The sequence below is a fragment of the Micromonospora sp. TSRI0369 genome (assembly GCF_001905625.1).
GTDB lineage: Bacteria > Actinomycetota > Actinomycetes > Mycobacteriales > Micromonosporaceae > Micromonospora > Micromonospora echinospora_A.
In genome coordinates this window covers 392,930-414,745 of sequence record NZ_LIVU01000002.1, presented here as the reverse complement: position 1 = coordinate 414,745, position 21,816 = coordinate 392,930, and the positions used below count along the sequence as shown (strand labels likewise).

Here is a 21,816-nt window from a genome sequence, read left to right as displayed (position 1 = left end):
GGTGACCAGTCCGGGCCGCTCCGCCGATGCACGCCGACGCAGGCGGCCACCGGACGACTTCGGCCCCGGCCGCACGCGCGGCTCCGCGCCCTCTTCGCAGGCGACGTCGGCATCGACGGACGGTTCGGCCTGCACCACCACCCAGGGCAAGGAGTCCAGCAATGGCGAAACGAACATCCCTTCTCTCATCCATCGCCGCCGCGGCCGTGCTCCTCGCGGCGGCGGCCGGCGGCGCGCTCAGCGCCGACCTCGGCGAGACGGCGCAGGCGTCGACAAACGGCACGCTCGCGGCGACCGCCGGCTGCGGCAAGGCGCCGACGCTGTCCAGCGGGACGCGCACCATCTCCAGCGGCGGCCAGAACCGCAGCTACATCCTGCGCATCCCGGACGGGTACGACCGCAACCGCCAGTACCGGCTGATCTTCGGGTTCCACTGGCTGAACGGCTCGGCCAACAACGTCGCCTCGGCCGGCTACTACGGTCTGCTGCCGCTGTCGAACAACAGCACGATCTTCGTCGCGCCGCAGGGCATCGACAACGGCTGGGCCAACACCAACGGCCGGGACCTGACGCTGTTCGACGACATCTCCCGGCAGATCGAGAACGACCTCTGCGTGGACACGTCCCAGCGGTTCGCGCTCGGCTGGAGCTACGGCGGGGCGATGAGCTACGCGGTGGCCTGCGCCCGGCCCAACATCGTCCGCGCGGTCACCGTCATCTCCGGCGCCAACCTCAGCGGCTGCAACGGCGGCACCCAGCCGGTGGCCTACTTCGGCATCCACGGCATCTACGACAGCGTCCTGAACATCTCCATGGGCCGGTCGCTGCGCGACACGTTCGTCCGCAACAACGGTTGCACAGCGCAGAGCCCGCGCGAGCCGAGCCGGGGCAGCCTCACCCACATCACCACCACGTACTCCGGCTGCCGCGAGGGCTACCCGGTGCAGTGGGCCGCGTTCGACGGCGACCACACCCCCAGCCCGGTCGACGGGTCGTCCAGCCCGAACGACTCCCGGACCTGGACCTCGGGGGAGATCTGGCGGTTCTTCAGCCAGTTCGCGTCCACCACGCCGCCGACCACGGCGCCGCCGACCACCGTGCCGCCGACCACCGTGCCGCCGACCACGCCGCCGGTCACCACCGCGCCGCCCACGACTCCGCCGGTCACGACGCCGCCGCCGGGTGAGCCGGGCGCGTGCACCGCGACCTACCGGACCGTGAACACCTGGCCGGGCGGCTACCAGGCCGAGGTCACGGTGGCCAACAACGGCGCCACCACGCTCAACGGCTGGACCGTACGCCTGACCCTGGCCTCCGGCCAGGCGATCAGCAGCCTCTGGAACGGCGTCAACACCGGCACCTCCGGCTCGGTGTCGGTCCGCAACGCCGACTACAACGGCACGGTCGGCGCGAACGGCTCGACGACGTTCGGGTTCACCGCCACCGGAAACGGGGCCGCCGCGCCCAGCGGTGTCAGCTGCACCAGTCCCTGACCCCGCCGGACCCGCGGATCCCCGCACGGGGAGCCGGGCCGGGGTGGCATGTCGCCGCCCCGGCCCGGCACCAGCCGGAACAGCCGATGTCCCGCCGGACGGCGGGATGTGCTCTAATTAACACTGGTCGATGTTTGCGCTAACATCCACGACTCCGGCAGCCACCACCACCACCACCTCGGGGCCGTTGCGCCACCGCTGTTAGCGTTGACACCGACGGCCACCCACAACTCGTGAGGCACCGTCCGGACGGTCGGGTGCCCGCGCGTACCCGAGGAGCCGTCATGGTGATCCCCCGTCCCCGGCCCGTCCGATCCGGGCCGTCCCGTCTCGCTGTTCCCGCCCTGGTTCTCGCCCTGGCCGCCACCGGCGGCGGCCTGACACTCACCGCGAGCCCCGCACAGGCCGCCACCACGATCACCGTCAACGGCGCCTCCGGCGGCCAGACGTTCGACGGGGTGGGCGCGGTGAGCGGTGGCGGCGGCAACAGCCGGCTACTGATCGACTACCCGGAGCCGCAGCGCGGGCAGATCCTGGACTATCTGTTCAAGCCCGGATACGGCGCCGCGCTGCAGATCCTCAAGGTCGAGATGGGCGGCGACACCAACTCCACCAGCGGGTCCGAGCCGAGCCACGAGCACGTCCGCGGCGATCTCAACTGCAACCGCGGCTACCAGTGGTGGATCATGGAGCAGGCCAAGGCCCGCAACCCCGCCATCAAGCTGGCGGCCCTGCCGTGGGGCGCTCCCGGATGGATCGGCAACGGCAACTTCATGTCCCAGGACATGATCAACTACTTCGTGGACTGGCTGGGCTGCGCGCGGCAGCACAACCTGACCATGGACTACATCACCGCCGCCCAGAACGAGAAGCGGACGGACGCGAACTGGACCATCAGCCTGCGCCAGGCGCTGAACGCCAACGGCTACAGCGGCGTGAAGATCATCTACGGGGACGACTACCCCGGTAGCTGGGGCCCGGCCAACGCCGTCGCCAGCAACGCCACGCTGCGCAACAGCATCGACGTGCTCAGCGGCCACTACCCGTGCGGCTACCTCAGCGCGCAGACCACCTGCACCGTGTCGTCGACAGCCACCTCCACAGGCAAGACGCTGTGGAACAGCGAGGGCGGCTCCCAGGACTACAACGACGGCGCCAAGCCGCTGGCCCGCGGCATCAACCGCGGCTACATCGACGGCCGGATGGTCGCCTACCTCAACTGGGACCTGATCGCCGCCATCACGCCGAACCTGCCCTGGTCCACTGTCGGGCTGATCCTGGCCAACCAGCCCTGGTCCGGCTGGTACTCGGTCGGCAAGAACACCTGGGCGCTGGCGCACACCACCCAGTTCACCGCGCCCGGCTGGCGCTACCTCGACTCGGCCTCGGGCTACCTGGGCGGCAATCGGAACAACGGCAGCTACGTGTCGCTGCGCTCGCCCACCACCGGCGACTACAGCACCGTCGTCGAGACCATGGACGCCACCGCGGCCCAGCAGGTCACCATGAACATCACCGGCGGGCTGTCCACCGGCCAGGCGCACATCTGGGCCACGAACCTGAACTCGACCAACCCGAACGACTTCTTCGTCCGCACCGCGGACGTCACCCCGTCGGGCGGGTCGTTCTCGTTCACCGCCCAGCCCGGTCACCTCTACACCGTCACCACCACGACCGGGCAGGGCAAGGGCACCGCCACCAGCCCCGCCCAGGGCACGCTGGGCCTGCCGTACCGCGACGACTTCGACAGCTACGCCAGCGGGCGGTTCCCGAAGTACCTCCAGGACATGCAGGGCGCGTTCGAGATCGTCGGCTGCGGCGGCGGCCGGTCCGGCATGTGCCTGCGCCAGATGTCCGCGCAGGCGCCCATCACCTGGAAGACCCTCGCCGACCCGGCGACCTACGGCGGGAACCTGAGCTGGGGCAACTACACGGTCTCCGCCGACGTCCTGCTCGAACAGTCCGGCTACGCCCAGATCCAGGGCCGCGTCGGCAGCACCAACCTGGACCCCATCGGCCGCTACAACGCCTACTTCCTGCGGGTCACCGACTCCGGCGCGTGGTCCATCCTGCGCAACAACACCGCCGGGCAGCTCACCACGCTGCGCAGCGGGAACGTCGCGGCCCTGGGCACCAACCGCTGGCACAGCCTCGCGCTCGGCTTCTCCGGCACCACCATCACCGCCACCATCGACGGCACGACGGTCGGCACGGCCACCGACTCCACGTTCGGCACCGGCCAGGTCGGCTTCGGCACCAGCCAGGGCGAGACCGCGCAGTTCGACAACCTGTCGGTGGTCGCCGGCCCGGGCGGCAACCCCGGCGGTACGAGCGGCGCATGGCTCAACCCCAACTCCAGCCGGTGCCTCGACGTGCCGAACCAGTCCCAGACCAACGGCACCCAGGTGACGTTGTGGGAGTGCAACGGCGGGACCAACCAGCAGTGGACGGCGACGTCGGGCCGGCAACTCCAGGTGTACGGGAGCAAGTGCCTCGACGCCGAGGGGCAGGGCACCTCGTCCGGCACCCGGGTGATCATCTGGGACTGCAACGGCGGCACCAACCAGCAGTGGAACGTCAACACCGACGGCACGATCACCGGCGTCCAGTCCGGACTGTGCCTGAGCCCGAACGGCGGCGGGACCGGCAACGGCACCTCCGTCGTCCTGTCCGCCTGCACCGGCGCGAACAGCCAGAAGTGGAGCCGGGCGTGACGGCCCGACCCTCGCCGACCACACCCATCCGCCGCGGCGCGGCCTACCCCGGGAGAAGACCTGTGACGTCAACGCTATGGAGAACCGACCGCCGGACCAGACGATGGCTCGCACTGGCGGTGACCATGCTCGCCCTGCTCGGGCTGGCCCCGGCCATCGCCGGCGGGCTGAACCCGACCGCCGCCCGGGCGGACAACCCGATAGTGCAGACCATCTACACGGCCGACCCGGCCCCGCTCGTGTACAACAACCGGGTCTACCTGTACACCGGCCACGACGAGGACAACTCGACCTGGTTCACCATGAAGGAGTGGCGGGTCTACTCGTCCGACGACATGGTGAACTGGACCGACCACGGCTCGCCGCTCAGCCTCGCCACGTTCAGCTGGGCCAAGCAGGACGCGTGGGCCGGCCAGGCGGTCCACCGCAACGGAAAGTTCTACTGGTACGTGCCGATGGTCGTGCGGGCGACCGGCCAGATGGGCATCGGGGTGGCGGTGGCGGACAGCCCAACCGGGCCGTTCCGGGACGCCATCGGGCGCCCGCTGGTGAGCAACGGCGAGATCGACCCCACCGTGTTCATCGACGACGACGGCCAGGCGTACCTGTACTGGGGCAACCCTCGCCTGTGGTACGTCAAGCTCAACGCGGACATGATCTCGTACTCGGGCAGCCCGACCCAGATCCCGCTGACCGCGGCGGGCTTCGGGGCGCGGACCGGTGACGCGAACCGGCCGACCCTCTACGAGGAGGGTCCGTGGGTGTACAAGCGCAACGGCCTCTACTACATGGTCTTCGCGGCCAAGTGCTGCTCGGAGTTCATCGCCTACTCGACCGCGCCCGGGCCGCTGGGGCCGTGGACGTACCGCGGCACCGTCATGCCCACCCAGGGCAGCAGCTTCACCAACCACCCCGGGATCACCGACTACAAGGGCGGCTCGTACTTCTTCTACCACAACGGCGCGCTGCCCGGCGGCGGCGGTTTCACCAGATCGGTGGCGGTGGAGAAGTTCTCCTACGGCGCCGACGGCTCGATCCCGACGATCAACATGACCACCACCGGCGCACCGCAGATCGGCACGCTCAACCCGTACATCCGGCAGGAGGCCGAGACGAGCGCCTGGGCGTCCGGCGTGGAGACCGAGCCGGCCAGCGGCGGCGGGATGAACGTCGGCTTCATCGACAACGGCGACTACCTCAAGATCAAGGGTGTCGCCTTCGGGTCCGGCGCGACCTCGTACACCGCCCGGGTGGCCTCCGCGGGCAGCGGCGGCACCATCGAGCTGCGGCTGGACGGGACCAGCGGCCCGGTGGTGGGCACCTGCCGGGTGCCCGGTACCGGCGGCTGGCAGACCTGGGCCGACACGACCTGCGCGGTCAGCGGCGCCACCGGCACCCACGACCTCTACCTGCGGTTCACCGGCGGCAGCGGCTCGCTGTTCAACATCGACCACTGGCGGTTCACCCCCGCCGGGAGCACGCCGCCGCCCACCGACCCGCCGACCACCACGCCGCCGCCGATCGATCCCCCGCCGACCACTCAGCCGCCCACCACGCCGCCGCCGAGCGGTGACGCCTGCACCGCCACCTACCGCACCACGAACTCCTGGTCGGGCGGCTTCCAGGCCGAGGTGACCGTCACGGCCGGCGCCGCGGCGCTCAACGGCTGGTCGGTGCGGTGGAACCTGGCCGGTGGCCAGAGCATCAACCAGGTCTGGAGCGGCACGCTGAGCACCAGCGGCTCCACCGCGACCGTCAGCAACGCCGCCTACAACGGCTCGGTGCCCGCGTCCGGCTCCACCACGTTCGGCTTCATCGCCAACGGCTCGCCCACCACCCCGTCCCTGACCTGCACCACCCCGTGAGAGGAGCAGTCATGCGTACCACTGTGCGGAGATGGCTCACCGCGGGCGCCGCGCTCGCCGTGCTGGCCGCCGGTGTGCTGACGGCGACCGGACCGGCGGCCGCCGAGTCCAACGGCGGCACCCGGGTGATGCCGCTCGGTGACTCCATCACCGAGGGCACCCAGGTGCCGGGCGGCTACCGGATCGGCCTGTGGCAGCGGCTGGCCGGCGGCGGCTACCGGGTCGACCTGGTCGGCTCCCAGTTCAACGGGCCGGGCAACCTCGGCGACCACGACCACGAGGGCCACCCCGGCTGGCGCATCGACCAGATCGACGCCAACATCACCGGCTGGCTGAACGCCTACCAGCCGCGCACCGTGCTGCTGCACATCGGCACCAACGACATCCTGCAGAACTACAACGTCTCGACCGCGCCGAACCGGCTCTCCTCGCTCATCGACCGCATCACCAACACCGCGCCGAACGCGGACGTGTTCGTCGCGCAGATCATCCCGCTCGCCAACTCCGGCCAGGCGGCGGCGGTACGCACGTTCAACGCCGCGCTGCCCGGCATCGTGCAGTCGAAGGTGAACGCCGGCAAGCGCGTCCACCTGGTCGACCAGTACTCGGCGCTGACCACCGCCGACCTGATCGACGGCATCCACCCGACCGCCACCGGCTACGACAAGATGGCGGCGGTCTGGTACCGCGCGTTGCAGTCGGTGTCCGGGAGCATCGGCACCCCCGGCAGCGGCGGCGGCACGTACCAGAACGTGCAGCTCGTCGGCGCCGGCTCGGGCCGGTGCCTGGACGTGCCGAACGGCAGCACCACCAACGGCACCGCGGTGCAGTTGTACGACTGCTGGGGCGGCACGATGCAGCGCTGGACCTACACCTCGGCCAAGGAGTTGCAGGTGCTCGGCAACAAGTGCCTCGACGCCAGCGGACGGGGCACCGCGAACGGCACCAGCGTGATCATCTGGGACTGCAACGGCCAGCCCAACCAGCAGTGGAACCTCAACGCCAACGGCACGATCAGCGGCGTCCAGTCCGGGCGCTGCCTGGACGCGGCGGGCTACGGCACCGCCAACGGGACGAGGATCAACCTCTGGGACTGCCACGGCGGCACCAACCAGCAATGGAGCGCGCGCGCCTGACCGGCACGCGACGGGCTCCCCGGCGAACCACACCGCCGGGGAGCCCGCCGGGCCGGTAACCGCCGCATGACCAGCGACGGGCCCGGCGGGTACGTAGAGTGCGAACCATGTCGAAGCCGCCGCTGCCCGAGCCCGCCGTCGCCATGCTGCGCAAGCCGAACCCGGCCGTCATCGCCACGCTGCGCGACGACGGTCAGCCGGTGTCCGCCGCCACCTGGTACCTGTGGGAGGACGGCCGCGTCCTGGTGAACATGGACGAGGGCCGCCGCCGGCTGGCGCACCTGCGCCACGACCCCCGGGTAACCCTGACCGTGCTGGACGAGCAGGGCTGGTACACCCACGTCAGCCTGATCGGGCGGGTGGTCGAGCTGCGCGACGACGAGGAGATGGCGGACATCGACCGGATCTCGCAGCACTACACCGGACGGCCGTACCCCCGGCGGGACCGCAAGCGGGTCAGCGCGTGGATCGAGATCGAGCGCTGGCACGGGTGGGGCGCGCACAAGGACAACAACCAGACCGGCTGACGGTGCCCCCACGATGTCCGACCCATGCGGAAGAGTGTCGGGCATGAGTGAGCCGTACGACCCCAAGGCAGCGCTGCACCACTACCTGCGCGCGATCCGGGAGAACCTGATCTGGAAGCTCGACGGGCTGAGCGAACGCGAGGCCCGGCTTCCCCGCACCGCGACCGGCAACAACCTGCTGGGGTTGCTCAAGCACTCCCTGAACGTCGAGGCCGGCTACTTCGGGCCCACGTTCGGCCGCGAGTTCCCCACACCGGCGGAGCTGGTCGCCGCCGAGACGTTCGACGCGGACCCGCAGGCCGACTGGTACGCCCGCGAGGACGAGACCAAGGACGGGCTGATCGACCTGTACCGCCGCGTCGCGGCGTTCGCGGACCAGACGATCGACACGCTGCCGCTGGACGCGCCGGGGCGGGTGCCGTGGTGGCAGCCCGGCCGGCAGGACGTGACGCTGCACCAGGTCATCGTGCACGTCTGCGTCGACCTGGCCCGGCACGCCGGGCACGCCGACATCCTGCGCGAGCAGCACGACGCCGCGATCGGGCTGGGGCGGGAGAACCGGAACGTCCCCGAGGGCCACGACTGGCCGGCGTACGTCGACCGGCTGTCGACTCTCGCCGACCGGTTCGCGTAGGCGGTTTTCCGGTAATGCGGCCGGAAGTTTCAACCACATTTCGGACAGTGGATCGACAGGACCAGCAGCATCGTGAAGCATCTATCCCATGAACATCCGGTCCGCCGCCGCTCCGCCGACCGCTGACGACGCCAGCTCCGCCCAGCCTCCCGACGACGTGCCGTCGGAGCGCACGCGCCGATGGCGCCGGCCGAACCCGGAGTGGACGCTGGCGATAGTGGGCGGCCTGCTGCTGGCGGTGGTGCTGACCTGGCCGACGATGCGGCACCCGGCGACCACCATCCCCGGCGACCTGGGCGACCCGACGTTGCAGGCGTGGCAGGTCGCCTGGTCGGGGCACGCCCTGCTCAACGACCCGGCCAACCTCTGGCACTCGAACACGTTCTTCCCGGAGCGCTACACCTACGCCTACAGCGACACCCTGCTCGGCTACGCGCCGTTCGGGATGGTCGGCTCCGGCTTCGAGGCCGCCGTGATCCGCTACAACGTGCTCTACGTGCTGCTGCACGCGCTGGCGTTCCTCGGGGCGTACGCGCTGGCCCGGCAGCTCGGCGCGAACCGCTGGGGCGGCGCGGTCGCCGGGATCGCGTGGGCGTACGCGCCCTGGCGGCTGGCGCACTCCGGCCACCTGAACATCCTGTCCAGCGGCGGGATCGCGCTGGCCCTGGCGATGCTGGCCCGGGGTCACGGCTGGTCGCTGCGCCACGGCTACCGGCCGGAGCGCCGCCGTCCGGGCTGGGCGGTGGCCGGGTGGCTCGTCGCCGCCTGGCAGGTAACGCTCGGCTTCGGCATCGGGCTGCCGCTCGTCTACTTCCTGCTGGCCGCCGTGCTGGTGGCGGCCGGCTTCTACGGCTGGTCCTGGTGGCGCAAGCGGGAGCGTCCGCCGTTCGGCCGCCGGCTGCTGATCGCGGACCTGGCCGGTGGCGCGGTGTTCGGCGGCGTGACGCTGCTGCTCGGCCTGGTCTACCTGCGCGTCGTCGACCTCAACCCGCAGGCCGTCCGCTCGCTGGACTGGACCAAGATGTTCTCCCCTCCCCTGATCGGGTTCATCACCGCGCCCGGCGACTCGTGGCTGTGGGGGGAACGGCACGCCGCCGCCCGGGAACAGCTGACCTGGCCGCCGGAGATGGCGCTGCTGCCCGGGATGACGCTGATCGGGCTGGCCGCGGCGGGGCTGTTCGTCTCGTCGTTCCCGGTGCGGCACCGGGTCGCGCTGGGGCTCGGCGTGCTCGGCACCGTGCTGCTCGGTCTGGGCGCCACCCTCGGCGGGGACGGCGACCCCGGCTATCTGACGCTGTCCACGCTCCTGCCCGGCTGGGACGCGCTGCGCACGCCGGGCCGGATGATGCACTGGACCAGCCTGCTGCTGGCGGTGCTGGCCGCCGGACTGGTCACGGCGCTCGCCGAGTCGTGGCACCGCCCCTCGGCCCATCGCTGGTCGCGGGCCGTGGCGCCGCTGGTCCTGCTGGTGCCGCTCGCGCTGGTGACGCTGGAGGGCGTCAACCGCACGCCGCACCCGGTCGTGCCGACGCCCCCGGCGGCGATGCGGACCGCGCCGGAACCGATGCTGGTGCTGCCCGCCGGCGGGATCGGCGACCTCAACTACATGCTCTGGTCCACCGACGGGTTCCCCCGGATCACCAACGGGCTCGGCGGTTTCGAGCCGGTCACCCAGGCGCAGACCCGGGTCGCCGTGGCGACGTTCCCCGACTCGGGCAGCGTGGCGTACCTGCGCGGGATCGGCGTGCGGTCGGTCGTCGCGGTGCCGAGCCGCGCGGCGGGCACGCCGTGGGAGGGCATCGAGAACCGGCCCGTCGACGGACTGGGCATCACCCGGGAGGAACTCGATGGCACGCTCGTCTACCGGCTCTGACGCCGCCGGCGCCGGCGCCGGAGCCACCCGCCCGGGCCCCGGGCCGGGTGGGGCGACGGCGATACGGCTGTCGGTGGTGGTGCCCTGCTTCAACGAGGAAGAGTCGGTGGAGCGGCTGCACGAGATGCTCAGCACCGCGCTCGCCGAGCTTCCCGACGTGGACGTCGAGGTGGTGTACGTCGACGACGGCAGCGAGGACGGCACGCTCGCGGCGCTGCGCCGGCTCGCCGCCGCCGACCCGACGGTCTGCTACACGTCGCTGAGCCGCAACTTCGGCAAGGAGGCGGCCATGCTCGCCGGGCTGCACCGGGCCACCGGCGACGCGGTCGTCATCATGGACGCCGACCTGCAGCACCCGCCGCGCCTGCTGCCCGAGATGGTCGCGCTCTACCGCCAGGGCTTCGACCAGGTGATCGCCCGCCGCGACCGGCGCGGCGACCGGTTCATCCGGATGGTCGCCTCACGCTCGTTCTACCGCCTTGTCAACTGGTGGATAGACGTCCGCCTGCTGGACGGCGCGGGTGACTTCCGCCTGCTGTCCCGGCTGGCGGTGAACGCGATCCTGGCGATGCCCGAGTACAACCGCTTCTCCAAGGGCCTGTTCTCGTGGATCGGCTTCCGCACGGTGGTGGTGGCGCACCGCAACGAGAGCCGGCAGGCGGGGCGGAGCCGGTGGACGTTCGGCAAGCTGTTCAACTACGCGTTCGACGGGCTGCTGTCGTTCAACAACCGGCCGCTGCGCCTGGCGATCTACGGCGGGCTGTTCCTCACGCTCATCGCTGTGGGCTACATGGCGTGGGTGGTCGCCGACGCCGTGGAGAAGGGCATCGACGTGCCCGGTTACACCACCATCATCGTCAGCGTGATCGGCCTCGGCGGCATCCAGATGATGATCCTGGGCGTGATCGGCGAGTACATCGGCCGGATCTACTACGAGACCAAACGCCGGCCGCACTATCTGGTGCAGGAGACCGAGCGTCCGGTCCCGGAGACCGGCGGCCCGCCCCGGCTGCCGAACCAGCGCGCGGCGTGGTCCACCGACCGGGGTCCACGCGCGGCGCCGGCTTGGGAGGATCCGTCCCGAGATGCCTCCCGGCGGCCCGCGGGCGGGGAATCGATGAGCGGCGACGCCGGCTGAACGACGGCGATCGGTGAGCGCCGATCAGCGCACAATCGTTCTCTTTTCGCAGGTGGCGGGGGGTTGCTATCGTCGCCCGCGACGCCGGAGACCGGCGCCGAGGAAAGGGTTGCGATGGGGCTGATGGACAAGCTCCGGGGCGAACTCATCGACATCGTCGAGTGGCTGGACGACAGCCGGGACACGATCGTCTGGCGGTTCCCCCGGTATCAGAACGAGATCAAGATGGGCGCCAAGCTGGTCGTCCGGGAGTCCCAGACGGCGGTGTTCGTCAACGAGGGGAAGATCGCCGACGTCTTCCCGCCGGGAACGTACACGCTGGAGACCCGCAACCTGCCGATCCTGTCCACCCTCAAGGGCTGGAAGTACGGCTTCAACTCGCCGTTCAAGGCCGAGGTGTACTTCGTCAACACCCGGCAGTTCACCGACATGAAGTGGGGCACCCAGAACCCGGTGATCCTGCGCGACGCCGAGTTCGGCGTGGTCCGGGTACGGGCGTTCGGCGCCTTCGCCGCGCGGGTGGTCGACCCGGCGCAGCTGCTGCGCGAGCTGGTCGGCACCGACCCGCAGTTCCGCACCGAGGAGGTGCAGGAGTACCTGCGGCAGCTGATCGTGGGCCGGCTCGGCGGCGCGCTCGCCACGGCCGGGGTGCCGCTGCTGGACCTCGCCGCGCACCAGGACGCGATCGGCCGGCGGCTGGCCGCCGTGCTGACCGAGGAACTGGCCGAGGTCGGTATCGCGATTCCCAAGTTCGTCATCGAGAACGTGTCGGTGCCGCCGGAGGTCGAGCAGGCGCTGGACAAGCGGACCAGCATGGGAGCGGTCGGCGACCTGGACCGGTACACCCGCTTCCAGGCCGCCAACGCGATGGAGGCCGCGGCGAACAACCCGGGCGGCGAGGCGGGCGCGGGCATCGGCCTGGGCCTGGGCATGGCGATGGGCCAGCAGATGGCCCGCACCATGGGCGGCGGCGGGGTCACGCAGCCGGCGCCGGCCCCCGCACAGCCAGCCGCCGCGCAGCCGGCGACCGCGCAGCCGGGCGCCGCCGAGCCGCCGCCGCTGCCGGGCCAGGCCCAGTGGTACGTCGGCGTCGGTGGCCAGCGGCAGGGCCCGTACGACCTCGGTGGGCTGGCCGAGCAGGCGGGCGCGGGCGCGCTCGGCCCGGAAACGCTGGTCTGGCGTGCCGGGATGGCGCAGTGGCAGCCCGCCGGACAGGTGCCGGAACTGGCGTCGGTGCTCGCCAGCGTCCCGCCGCCGCTGCCGCCGCAGTGAGCGCGCGTCAGCGGGTGAGTCGTCCCCGCAGCGGGCAGGTGCCGGCATGAGCGACACGACTGTCTCCCCGCCCTCGTACCGGTGCGGGGGTTGCGGGGCCCGGGTGGAGTTCGCGCCGGGCACGACGACGCTCAGTTGCCCGTACTGCGGGCACCGGCAGGAGATCGCCGGCGCGGGCCGCGAGGTGCGCGAGCACGCGTACGCGGATCTGGCGTCGCTGCCCCGCAAGCCGGTGGCGAGCGTCGGGGCGCACACGTTCGTCTGCCCGGGCTGCGGCGCCCGGACGGAGAGCGACGTGCTGGCGCAGCGCTGCCAGTTCTGCGCCACGCCGCTGGTGGCCGACGCCGCGGCGGGCGAGCTGATCGCGCCGGAGGCGGTGCTGCCGTTCGCTGTGGACCGCAACGGCGTACGGACGGCGCTCGGCGAGTGGTGCCGCAGCCGGTGGTTCGCGCCGGGGAGCCTGAAGAAGATCAGCGAGGCGGAGACGCTGAAGGGCACCTACCTGCCGCACTGGACGTTCGACGCGCGGACCGTGTCGGACTACCAGGGTCAGCGGGGCGAGTACTACTACGTCACCGAGACGTACACGGTCACAGTCGACGGCAAGCAGGAGACGCGGACCCGGCAGGTGCGGCACACCCGGTGGCACCCGGCCGCCGGCACCGTCAGCCGGGACTTCGACGACGTGCTGGTGCCCGCCACCACCCACCTGCCCACCGAGCAGCTGGACAAGCTGGCGCCGTGGCCGCTGACCGAGGCGGCCGCGTACCACGGCGACTACCTGGCCGGATACCAGGCCCTGCGGTACGACACCGAGCCCGAGGCGGGCCTGACCGAGGCGAAGGCGCGGATGGCGCCGGTCATCGAGGGGGACTGCCGGTCGGACATCGGCGGTGACGAGCAACGGGTGTCCGCAGTGGACACCACGTACTCCGACGTGTCGTACAAGCTGATCCTGCTGCCGGTGTGGATCGCCGCGTACCTGCACGCCGGCCGCTCGTACCAGGTTCTGGTGAACGCGCGCACCGGTGAGGTCATCGGTGAGCGGCCGTACAGCGCCGCGAAGATCGCGGCGGCGGTGTTCGCCGCGCTGGTGCTCGTCGCCATAGTGGTGGCGTTCATGACGAGCCGTTAGCGTCGCTGCCCCGTCGAACGCCCACGGGCCACCGGTATCCGTTACCGGTGGCCCGTGCGCATCGCGCGAGGAGACTGACCGAGCGGCCGATTCGCCGCCGCGCCGATCCACGTGAGAGTGAGGGCACGACCACCACCGGCCGAGCGGCGGAGGGCAGCCCCGATGGACTCACTGCGCAAGACGTCGCTGGTCGCGGGCGGGTTCTACCTGCTCACCTTCGTCTCCATCCCGACCCTCACGCTGTACGCCCCGATACGCGAGGCGGACTACATCCTCGGCACCACGCCGGACACCCCGGTCGTCGTCGGCGGCGTCCTGGAGGTGATCGTCGCCCTCGCCTGCATCGGCACCGCGATCGCGCTGTACCCGGTGCTCAAGCGGCAGGGTGAGGCGCGGGCGCTGGGCTTCGTCGCCGCCCGGGTGCTGGAGGCCGCCGGCATCTTCATCGGCGTCGCGAGCATCCTGACCCTGGTCGCCCTGCGGCGGACCGGGGCCGAGCCGGACGCGCTCGTCACCGGCCAGACGCTCGTCGCGTTCTACGACTCGGTGTTCCTGCTCAGCCAGGCGCTCCTCCCGGCCGTGAACGCCCTGCTGCTGGGCTCCCTGCTGTACCAGTCCCGCCTCGTGCCGCGCTGGCTGCCGATGCTCGGGCTCGCCGGAGCGCCGCTGCTCGTCGCCTCCGACCTGGGCACGCTGTTCGGCGCCTGGGACCGGCTGTCCCCGGTGGCGGCGGTCGCCGCCCTGCCCATCGCGGTGTGGGAGTTCTCGCTCGGCGTCTACCTGGTCGTCAAGGGCTTCCGGCCCTCCCCCGTCACGGCCGGCGCGGTCGAGCCCCGCCCGGTCCAGGACGCCACCGTCTGAGCCCGGTCAGGCCCGCGCGCCGCCGTCGACCCGCAGCACCGTCCCGGTGACGAAGGAGGCGCGGTCGCTGAGCAGCCACGCGGCGGCCTGGGCGATCTCGTCCGGTTCGGCGGCCCGGCGCAGCGGGCTGGCGGCGGCGAGCCGGTCGATGATGCCGGGCGACTCCGCGTCCCAGGCCCGCATCATCTCGGTGAGCGTGCTGCCCGGGGCGATCGCGTTGACCCGGATGCCCTCCGGCCCGTAGGTGATCGCCGCGGACTCGGTGAGGCTGTTCACCGCGCGCTTCATCGCCCCGTACGCGGGCAGTGCGGGGTTGCCCATCAGGCTGCCGACGCTGGAGTTGTTCACGATCGCGCCGGTGCCGGCGGTGGCCCGGATCGCCGCGACCTCGGCGACCATGGCGAGCCACGATCCCTTGAGGTTGACGGTGTAGACGTGGTCGAAGTCCTCTTCGCGCACCCGGTCCATCGGTCCGGGCGGCACGATCGTCGCGCCGTTGTTGAAGGCGACGTCGAGGCGCCCGTACACCTCGACCGTGCGGTCCACGGCGGCGCGCACGCTCGCCGCGTCGGCCAGGTCGCAGACGACGTACTCGGCGGTGCCGCCCGCGGCCCGGACCTGCTCGGTGACCGCCTTCAACTGCTCCTCGGTCCGGGCGGCGAGCAGCACCCGGGCGCCCTCGGCGGCGAACAGCCGGGCCGCCGCGGCGCCGATGCCGCGCCCGGCGCCGGTGATGAAGGCGACCTTGCCGGCCAGCAGGCCGGCGGTCGGGTGGACGGTCGTGTCGGTTCGTGTGGTTTCCATGCGGCAAGCCTGCGGCCGGTCGCGGAGCCCATCCAGGCACCGGCGGTACCTGGCTACGAGCCGCTGCGCACGGGCACACTGGGGTCGTGGACCGACGTGAGCTGGCAGTGTTCCTGCGGAGCAGGCGGGAGCGGATCACCCCGGCCGACGTGGGCCTGCCCGCCGGACGGCGCCGCCGCACGCCGGGGCTGCGCCGCGAGGAGGCGGCGCGGCTGGCGTTCATCTCGACCGAGTACTACACCCGGCTGGAGCAGGGGCGGGGTCCGCGGCCGTCGCGGGAGGTGCTGGCCGGGCTGGCCCGCGCGCTGCGGCTGTCCGACACCGAACGCGACCACCTCCACCATCTGGCCGGGGAGTCGCCCGCACCGCCGCCCGGGCCACCCCGGGAGGTACGGCAGAGCGTGCTGGACCTGCTGCACCGGCTGCCGCAGGCGGCGGCGTTCGTGACCTCGGCGACGTTCGAGGTGATCGCCTGGAACGACCTCGCGGCAGCCCTCATGGAGGACTTCTCCGCGGTGCCCCGGCGGGACCGCAACCTGGTCCGCCGGGCCTTCCTCGGCCCGCACCTGATGTACGGCGTGTCGGACGCGAGCGAGTTCGCCCGTCACTCGGTCGGGCGGCTGCGCGCCGCCGCGGCCCGCTATCCGGACGACCCGGAGATGGCCACGCTGATCGCGGACCTGCTCGCCGGCAGCGCGGAGTTCGCCCGCCTGTGGGCCTCCCACGAGGTGGACGGCGCCCGCACGCTGAGCAAGACGTTCCGGCACCCGCAGGTCGGGCCGGTGACTGTCAACTGCGACGTCCTCGACATCACCGACCGCGACCAGCAGGTGGTCATCTACACCGCCACGCCCGGCTCGCCCTCGGAGGAGGCGCTGCGCCTGCTCTCCGTGATCGGCACCCAGCGGATGACCGTCGAGCACTGACCCCGCGCCGAGCCGGCCGTCCACGGGCCGCACCGGCTCGGTGGAACGTCATGGGTGTCAACTGGACGCCGAGACACCCATGACGTTCCACTCGCCGGTGTGCCGCGTCAGCAGCCGATCCGGGTCGACCCCATCGCCACGTCGTCGTACCAGAGGGTGTCGGCCCCGCCGCCGTAGCTCTCCCAGCCCAGCTTCAGGTCGGTGAGCTGCGGCCGCCAGGTGCGGTTGTACCACTGGCCGTCGATGTCGTGCGTCGGCACGCCGTCGGCGGTCAGCCCGGTGACGGCGACGCCGTCCAGCCAGGTACGGAGCTGGCCGGCCGAGCCGTCCACCATGAACTCCAGGCAGGCCCAGCGGTTGGTGGGCAACGGCACGCTCTGCGCCACCCCGGCCGGGCTCTGCTCGGGCAGCGTGGCGTCGTCGGAGGCGCGGTTCCACTGCAGAGCGCCGTTCTGGCCGCCCAGCCGCAGGTCCCGGTTGCCGTCCGCGGCGTCGGACATGGTGATCATCGTGGTGTGGTCGGTGGGCTGGGCGGTGGTGTGCCGCACCCAGATCCGGGCGTACCGGACGCTGCCCAGGCCGCTGAGGTTCTTCGTGGTTCGCACGAACACGTGGTTGCAGTAGCCGGCGGCGCCGTTGATCCGGATCGCGCGGCTGCCGCTGTGCGTAGTGGTGGTGTCCACCGTGGCCGTGCCGGCGCCGGAGCAGTCCGGGCTCACCACCGTCCAGTCGCCGGACGGCGTCGAGCCGGTCTGGTTCTCGAAGCCGTCGCAGAGCACCGCCCCGGCGCACCCGCTCGGCGGCGGGGTCGTCGGGGGCGCGCTGGTCGGGGGCGCCGTCGTGGGCGGCGCGCTGGTCGGGGGCGCGGTGGTCGGCGGGGCGGTGGTCGGCGGGGCGCTCGTCGGCGGGGCGGTGGTCGGGACCGCCGTGGTGGGCACGACGGTCGGGGACGGCGCGGCGCCGTTGCACGGCACGCCGTCGAGCGTGAACCCGCTCGGCGCGCCGCCGGCGGCGCTGAACGTGCCCTGCACGCCGAACTCGGTGGAGCCGCCGGCCGGGATGCTGCCGTTGTACGACATGTTGCGGGCGGTGACCGTCGAGCCGGACTGGCTGACGGTGGCGTTCCAGCCGTTCGTGACGCGCTCGTCGCCGGCGTACGTCCAGGTGACCGTCCACCCGGAGACAGCGGTGTCGCCGGGTGAGACCTTGACGCTCGCGGTGAACCCGCCGGGCCACTGGTTGGGTGTGTAGTCGACCCGGCAGCCCTGCGCCGCCGTGGCCGGGCCGGCGAGCAGTGCCGTCGCGGTGGCCGCCACGACGGCGGCCAGCGCGGTCACCGCCGCCAGGGCCGGGCCGGAACGGGTACGGAGAATCGTCATGGGAAGTCCTTCTGCGTCGGGCGGCGCGACGCGACGACGCGCGTCCGGACGGACGGCGGCGCGGCGACGCGCTCGGGTGGCGGCGCGGCGATGCGCCACTGTGAGAAGTCGGTACGGACGACCGACGTGCCCGGCTCGGCGTGGACCTGTCAGCCGCCGACGGCCCGATCGTGCGGGCCTCGGCGGCGCCCGCCCTCAATCTATTGAGCGACGCCGATCCAATCAAGCGCCCCGGCACGGGCGTGGTCTTCTTCCCGATTGCTCTGTTGCGCGGCGACGGCGCTGGTCGGCCGCCCGGCCGCCACGCGGGCCCTGTGCGCCGCCGGAACGCCGCACTAGTCTCCTCACCGCAACCCCCGGGCCGCCGTGCCACGGCACGGACGGCGGCACCCCCGGCGACCGGAGGCGCGTGTGCCCGACGAGATAGACGACTCCTTCCTCGCCCTTCCAGTGGCCCGCCTCGCCGACGCCGCCCTGTCCCGGGCCCGGCAGCGGGGCGCGCGGTACGCCGCGCTGCGGGTGCAGCGGGTCCGCTCCGGGCGCACCGTCGTGCACGACGGGGCGCTGCGGGCGAACGAGGAGGAGACCGAGACCGGCCTGGCGGTACGGGTGCTGCACCGGGGCGCGTGGGGCTTCGCCGCCACGCCGGAGCTGACGCCGGAGGCGGCGGTACGCGCCTGCGACGACGCGCTGGAGCTGGCCCGGGCCTGCGCCGACGTCGGCGGCGCGCCTGTCGCGCTCGCGCCCGAGCCCGCGTACCCGGCGGCGACCTGGCGCTCGCCGTACCGGATCAACCCGTTCGAGGTGCCGGAGAGCGAACGCGCGGAGCTGCTCAGCCACTGGTGCGCCGGGCTGCTGGCGCACGACTCGGTGGCGCACGTGCTGGCCCGCGTCAGCGCCGCCCAGGAGAACACGTACTACGCCGACCTCGGCGGCACCGGCGTCACCCAGCAGCGCGTCCGGGTGCACCCGCAGGTGCTGGCGGTGGGCCGGCACCCGCGCGACGGCGGCGTCCAGACGCTGCGGACGGTCGGCCCGCCGGTGGCCCGCGGCTGGGAGTACCTGCACGGCGAGGGCTGGGACTGGGCCGGCGAGCTGGCCGAACTGCCGGCGCTGCTGGCCGAGAAGACGCAGGCGCCGCCGGTGCGACCGGGCCGGTACGACCTGGTGATCGACCCGTCGCAGCTCTGGCTCACCATCCACGAGTCGGTCGGGCACGCCACCGAGTACGACCGGGCGCTGGGCCACGAGATGTCGTACGCGGGCGGCACCTTCGCCACCCCCGAGTCGGCCGGGCGGCTGCGGTACGGCTCGTCGCTGATGAGCGTGGACGCCGACCGGTCGGCCGCGCACGGACTCGCCACCGTCGGGTTCGACGACGAGGGCGTGGCCGCGCAGTCCTGGCCGCTGATCGAGGCGGGCGTCCTGGTCGGCTTCCAGCACGACCGGGCCTCGGCCGCGCAGGCCGGCCTGCCACGTTCCGTCGGCTGCGCGTACGCCGAGTCGTACCGGCACACGCCGATGGCCCGGATGCCGAACGTGTCGCTGCGCCCGGCGGTAGGCGGGCCGGACACGGCGGCCCTGATCGCGGGCGTGACGGACGGCTTCTACCTGGCCGGCTCGGACAGCTGGTCGATCGACATGCGCCGGCGGCAGTTCCAGTTCACCGCCCAGCGCTGGCACCGCATCCGCAACGGGCGGCTGGCCGGGCAGGTGTCCGGCGCCGCGTACCAGGCGGAGACCACGGCGTTCTGGTCCGCGCTGTGCGGGCTGGGCGGCGAGGGCACCTGGCTGCTCTCCGGCGCCGACATGTGCGGCAAGGGTCAGCCGGTGCAGGCGAGCGCGGCCAGCCACGGCTGCCCGGCCGCGGTGTTCCGCGGCATCGACGTCGTCGACACCGGAGGGCGGGACGGGTGAGCGGGATCCAGGACGCCCTGGAAGCGGCGCTGCGGCACCGGCGCGACGCCGACGAGCTGCTGCTGATCGCCGACGAGACGGCCGCCGCGCACCTGCGCTGGGCGGGCAACGCGCTCACCACGAACGGCAGTGTCCGGTCCCGCCGGGTGACGGCGGTGGCGGTGCGGGACGGCGCGGCAGGCGTACACGTCGGGCTGGTCGGGCACGGCGGCGCGCTCGGCGACGCGCTGCCCGGCCTGGTCCGCGCGGCCGAGCGGGCCGCCCGCGACGCCCCACCCGCCGCCGACGCCACGTCGTTGCCCGAGCCGTGGCGGACGCCGTCCTGGGCGGAGCCGCCCGGCGACACCTCGGTCGACGCGTTCCGCGACGTGCTGCCCGGCCTGGCCGAGGCGTTCGCGGCAGCCGGGCGGCGGCGCCTCTACGGCTACACCGAGCACCGGGTGGTCACCACCTACCTCGCCGCGTCCACCGGCGCCCGCCTGCGGCACCCGCAGTCCACCGGCCTGTTCGACCTGAGCGTGCGCGACGGCGACGACTCGGCCTGGGCCGGTGTGACGGCGCCCGACCTGACCGGGCTGGACGTGCCGGCGCTCGCCGCGGAGCTGTCCGCCACGCTGGCGCGGCCCGGCCGCCGGGTCGAGCTGCCCCCGGGACGCTACGAAGTGCTGCTCACCCCGAACTGCGTGGCCGACCTGATGCTCCACCTCTACCTGGCCGCCGGGGCGCGCGGCGCGCTGGACGGGCGCACCGCGTTCAGCCGCCCGGACGGCCGCCTGCCGATCGGCGAGCGCCTCACCGCGCTGCCGCTGACGCTGCGCAGCGACCCGGACCATCCGCTGCTGCCCTGCGCCCCGTTCACGGTCAGCCGGGGCACCGACGACCTGACCGCCGTGGTCGACAACGGGCTGCCGCTGCGGCCGACCCGGTGGATCGACGAGGGCGTGCTGACCGCGCTCGTGCAGACCCGGCACACCGCCGCGCGGACCGACGCGCCGCTCACCCCGATGGTGGACAACCTGGTGCTGGAGGGCGGGCCGGACGCGCCGACGCTGCCCGAGATGGTGCGCTCCACCCGGCGCGGCCTGCTGCTCACCTCACTGTGGTACCTGCGCGACGTCGACCCGGCGTCGCTGCTGCTGACCGGCCTCACCCGCGACGGCGTGCACCTGGTGGAGGACGGCGAGATCGTCGGCACGGTGCACAACTTCCGGTTCAACGAGAGCCCGCTGTCGCTGCTGGCCCGGGCCACCGAGGCCGGGCAGCCGGCGCCGGCGCTGCCCCGGGAGTGGGGCGACTACTTCACCCGGATGGTGATGCCGCCGCTGCGGGTGCCCGACTTCCTGATGTCGGCGGTCAGCCCCGCGACGTGAACAGCGCGGCGAACCGGTCCAGGGTGCGCCTGTCGTACACGAGCTGCTTCTGCGGCGGGTACGGACGCCGTGGCGGCGGCACGTACCCGGGCTCGCCGCGCCGGGGCAGCGTCCCGTCCGGGCGGCGCAGGTGCGGGCCGTGGAAGAACCAGCAGAGCTGGCCGACCAGCTCGGCGAAGACCAGCGGGTGCAGGTCGGCCGGGTACATCGCGAGGTGGCAGCGGGTGGCCCGGAACTCCCCGCGCGGCCCGAACGTGTTGCCGAACAGGACGTGCCCGAAGACGTCGTGCACCGCCCGGAAGATGTCGTTGTGCAGCAGCTCCTCGCCGCCGGCCCGGACTCCGGCGGGGGCGCGCAGCGGATGGTCGCCGCCCGCGCCGGCCGGTCCGTGCCCGTGGCGGGTGAGGAAGACGTGCAGCAGGCCGGTCGAGCGGACCCGCGCGACCAGGTCCCGCGAGTCCCGGTACGGCTGCCCCGGCCCGGTCCACGGCAGCACCCGGATGCCCGCGTCGCCGATCAGCCGGAACTGCCGCAGGTTCTCCTCGGCCAGCCGGGCGTACCCGCGCTCCGTGCCGGTCGTGACCATCGGGGCGGCGTCGTAGCGGTCGGCCACCTCCCGGCAGAAGTCCTCGTCCAGGCGCAGCGGCTCGGCGGCCAGCCGGTCCAGCCGGACGGCGGGCACGCCCGCGCGCGCCGCCGCCCGGTCGGCGTGGGCCTGGGCCAGCTCGCCGAGACGTACGGTGAGACGGTGGTCGTCGCCGCTCATCGGCCC

General features: G+C 72.8%; 16 protein-coding genes and 1 pseudogene. 14 read left to right on the top strand and 3 right to left on the bottom strand.

Translation table 11 applies throughout. From position 1 onward, the window contains the following. The first annotated feature begins 161 nt into the window (after positions 1–161). The 11 genes and pseudogenes from AMK25_RS07150 (at position 162) to AMK25_RS07100 (ending at position 14,648) form a co-directional block, all read left to right on the top strand. Complete coding sequence (locus AMK25_RS07150; RefSeq protein WP_073827339.1) at positions 162–1,493, top strand: cellulose binding domain-containing protein; 1,332 nt, start codon at positions 162–164, stop codon at positions 1,491–1,493. A gap of 284 nt (positions 1,494–1,777) precedes the next feature. Then, positions 1,778–4,207 (top strand): ricin-type beta-trefoil lectin domain protein, encoded by a 2,430-nt coding sequence (locus tag AMK25_RS07145; RefSeq protein WP_073827338.1) that lies wholly within the window; start codon positions 1,778–1,780, stop codon positions 4,205–4,207. Positions 4,208–4,332: 125 nt separating this feature from the next. Further along, positions 4,333–6,072 (top strand): family 43 glycosylhydrolase, encoded by a 1,740-nt coding sequence (locus AMK25_RS07140; protein WP_083664682.1) that lies wholly within the window; start codon positions 4,333–4,335, stop codon positions 6,070–6,072. Positions 6,073–6,083: 11 nt separating this feature from the next. Next, positions 6,084–7,208 carry an RICIN domain-containing protein gene (locus AMK25_RS07135; protein WP_073827336.1) on the top strand — a complete coding sequence of 375 codons (1,125 nt, stop codon included), beginning with the start codon at positions 6,084–6,086 and terminating at the stop codon, positions 7,206–7,208. Positions 7,209–7,315: 107 nt separating this feature from the next. Then, positions 7,316–7,735: a PPOX class F420-dependent oxidoreductase gene (locus AMK25_RS07130; protein WP_073827335.1), complete on the top strand. Its 420-nt coding sequence runs from the start codon at positions 7,316–7,318 to the stop codon at positions 7,733–7,735. A 43-nt stretch (positions 7,736–7,778) separates the two neighbouring features. Further along, complete coding sequence (locus AMK25_RS07125; RefSeq protein WP_073827334.1) at positions 7,779–8,369, top strand: DinB family protein; 591 nt, start codon at positions 7,779–7,781, stop codon at positions 8,367–8,369. Between the two features lie 88 nt (positions 8,370–8,457). Further along, complete coding sequence (locus AMK25_RS07120; protein WP_073827333.1) at positions 8,458–10,242, top strand: hypothetical protein; 1,785 nt, start codon at positions 8,458–8,460, stop codon at positions 10,240–10,242. A gap of 61 nt (positions 10,243–10,303) precedes the next feature. Further along, positions 10,304–11,287, top strand: a pseudogene (locus tag AMK25_RS07115) (glycosyltransferase family 2 protein); the annotation flags it as partial. A 216-nt stretch (positions 11,288–11,503) separates the two neighbouring features. Next, positions 11,504–12,652, top strand: coding sequence for an SPFH domain-containing protein (locus AMK25_RS07110; RefSeq protein WP_241826272.1), 1,149 nt, complete (start codon positions 11,504–11,506; stop codon positions 12,650–12,652). 46 nt (positions 12,653–12,698) lie between these two features. Further along, the gene (locus tag AMK25_RS07105) at positions 12,699–13,787 is read left to right on the top strand and encodes a hypothetical protein (RefSeq protein ID WP_073827331.1); all 1,089 of its coding nucleotides are present in this window, start codon (positions 12,699–12,701) and stop codon (positions 13,785–13,787) included. A gap of 162 nt (positions 13,788–13,949) precedes the next feature. Next, on the top strand, positions 13,950–14,648 hold the full coding sequence (locus AMK25_RS07100) for a DUF4386 domain-containing protein (RefSeq protein ID WP_073827330.1): 699 nt from the start codon (positions 13,950–13,952) through the stop codon (positions 14,646–14,648). 6 nt (positions 14,649–14,654) lie between these two features. On the opposite strand, the gene AMK25_RS07095 is transcribed toward AMK25_RS07100, so the two are convergent. After that, on the bottom strand, positions 14,655–15,452 hold the full coding sequence (locus AMK25_RS07095; protein WP_073827329.1) for an SDR family NAD(P)-dependent oxidoreductase: 798 nt from the start codon (positions 15,450–15,452) through the stop codon (positions 14,655–14,657). An 86-nt stretch (positions 15,453–15,538) separates the two neighbouring features. Between AMK25_RS07095 and AMK25_RS07090 the strand changes: the two genes are divergently transcribed. Next, positions 15,539–16,378, top strand: coding sequence for a helix-turn-helix transcriptional regulator (locus tag AMK25_RS07090; protein WP_073827328.1), 840 nt, complete (start codon positions 15,539–15,541; stop codon positions 16,376–16,378). A 107-nt stretch (positions 16,379–16,485) separates the two neighbouring features. Here the strand turns inward: AMK25_RS07090 and AMK25_RS07085 are convergent, their stop codons facing one another. Beyond that, positions 16,486–17,757, bottom strand: a complete 1,272-nt coding sequence (locus AMK25_RS07085; RefSeq protein ID WP_073827327.1) for a cellulose-binding domain-containing protein — start codon at positions 17,755–17,757, stop codon at positions 16,486–16,488. A 411-nt stretch (positions 17,758–18,168) separates the two neighbouring features. Between AMK25_RS07085 and AMK25_RS07080 the strand changes: the two genes are divergently transcribed. Together AMK25_RS07080 and AMK25_RS07075 are read left to right on the top strand one after the other, a co-directional pair. Next, the gene (locus AMK25_RS07080) at positions 18,169–19,674 is read left to right on the top strand and encodes a TldD/PmbA family protein (protein ID WP_073827326.1); all 1,506 of its coding nucleotides are present in this window, start codon (positions 18,169–18,171) and stop codon (positions 19,672–19,674) included. Continuing rightward, entirely contained in the window at positions 19,671–21,044 is a 1,374-nt protein-coding gene (locus AMK25_RS07075) for a metallopeptidase TldD-related protein (protein WP_073827325.1), read from the top strand. Before AMK25_RS07080 ends, AMK25_RS07075 begins: the two co-directional genes overlap by 4 nt. Here AMK25_RS07075 and AMK25_RS07070 read toward each other — a convergent pair. After that, positions 21,028–21,810 carry a hypothetical protein gene (locus AMK25_RS07070; protein WP_073827324.1) on the bottom strand — a complete coding sequence of 261 codons (783 nt, stop codon included), beginning with the start codon at positions 21,808–21,810 and terminating at the stop codon, positions 21,028–21,030. The genes AMK25_RS07075 and AMK25_RS07070 overlap by 17 nt on opposite strands. Positions 21,811–21,816: the final 6 nt, after the last annotated feature.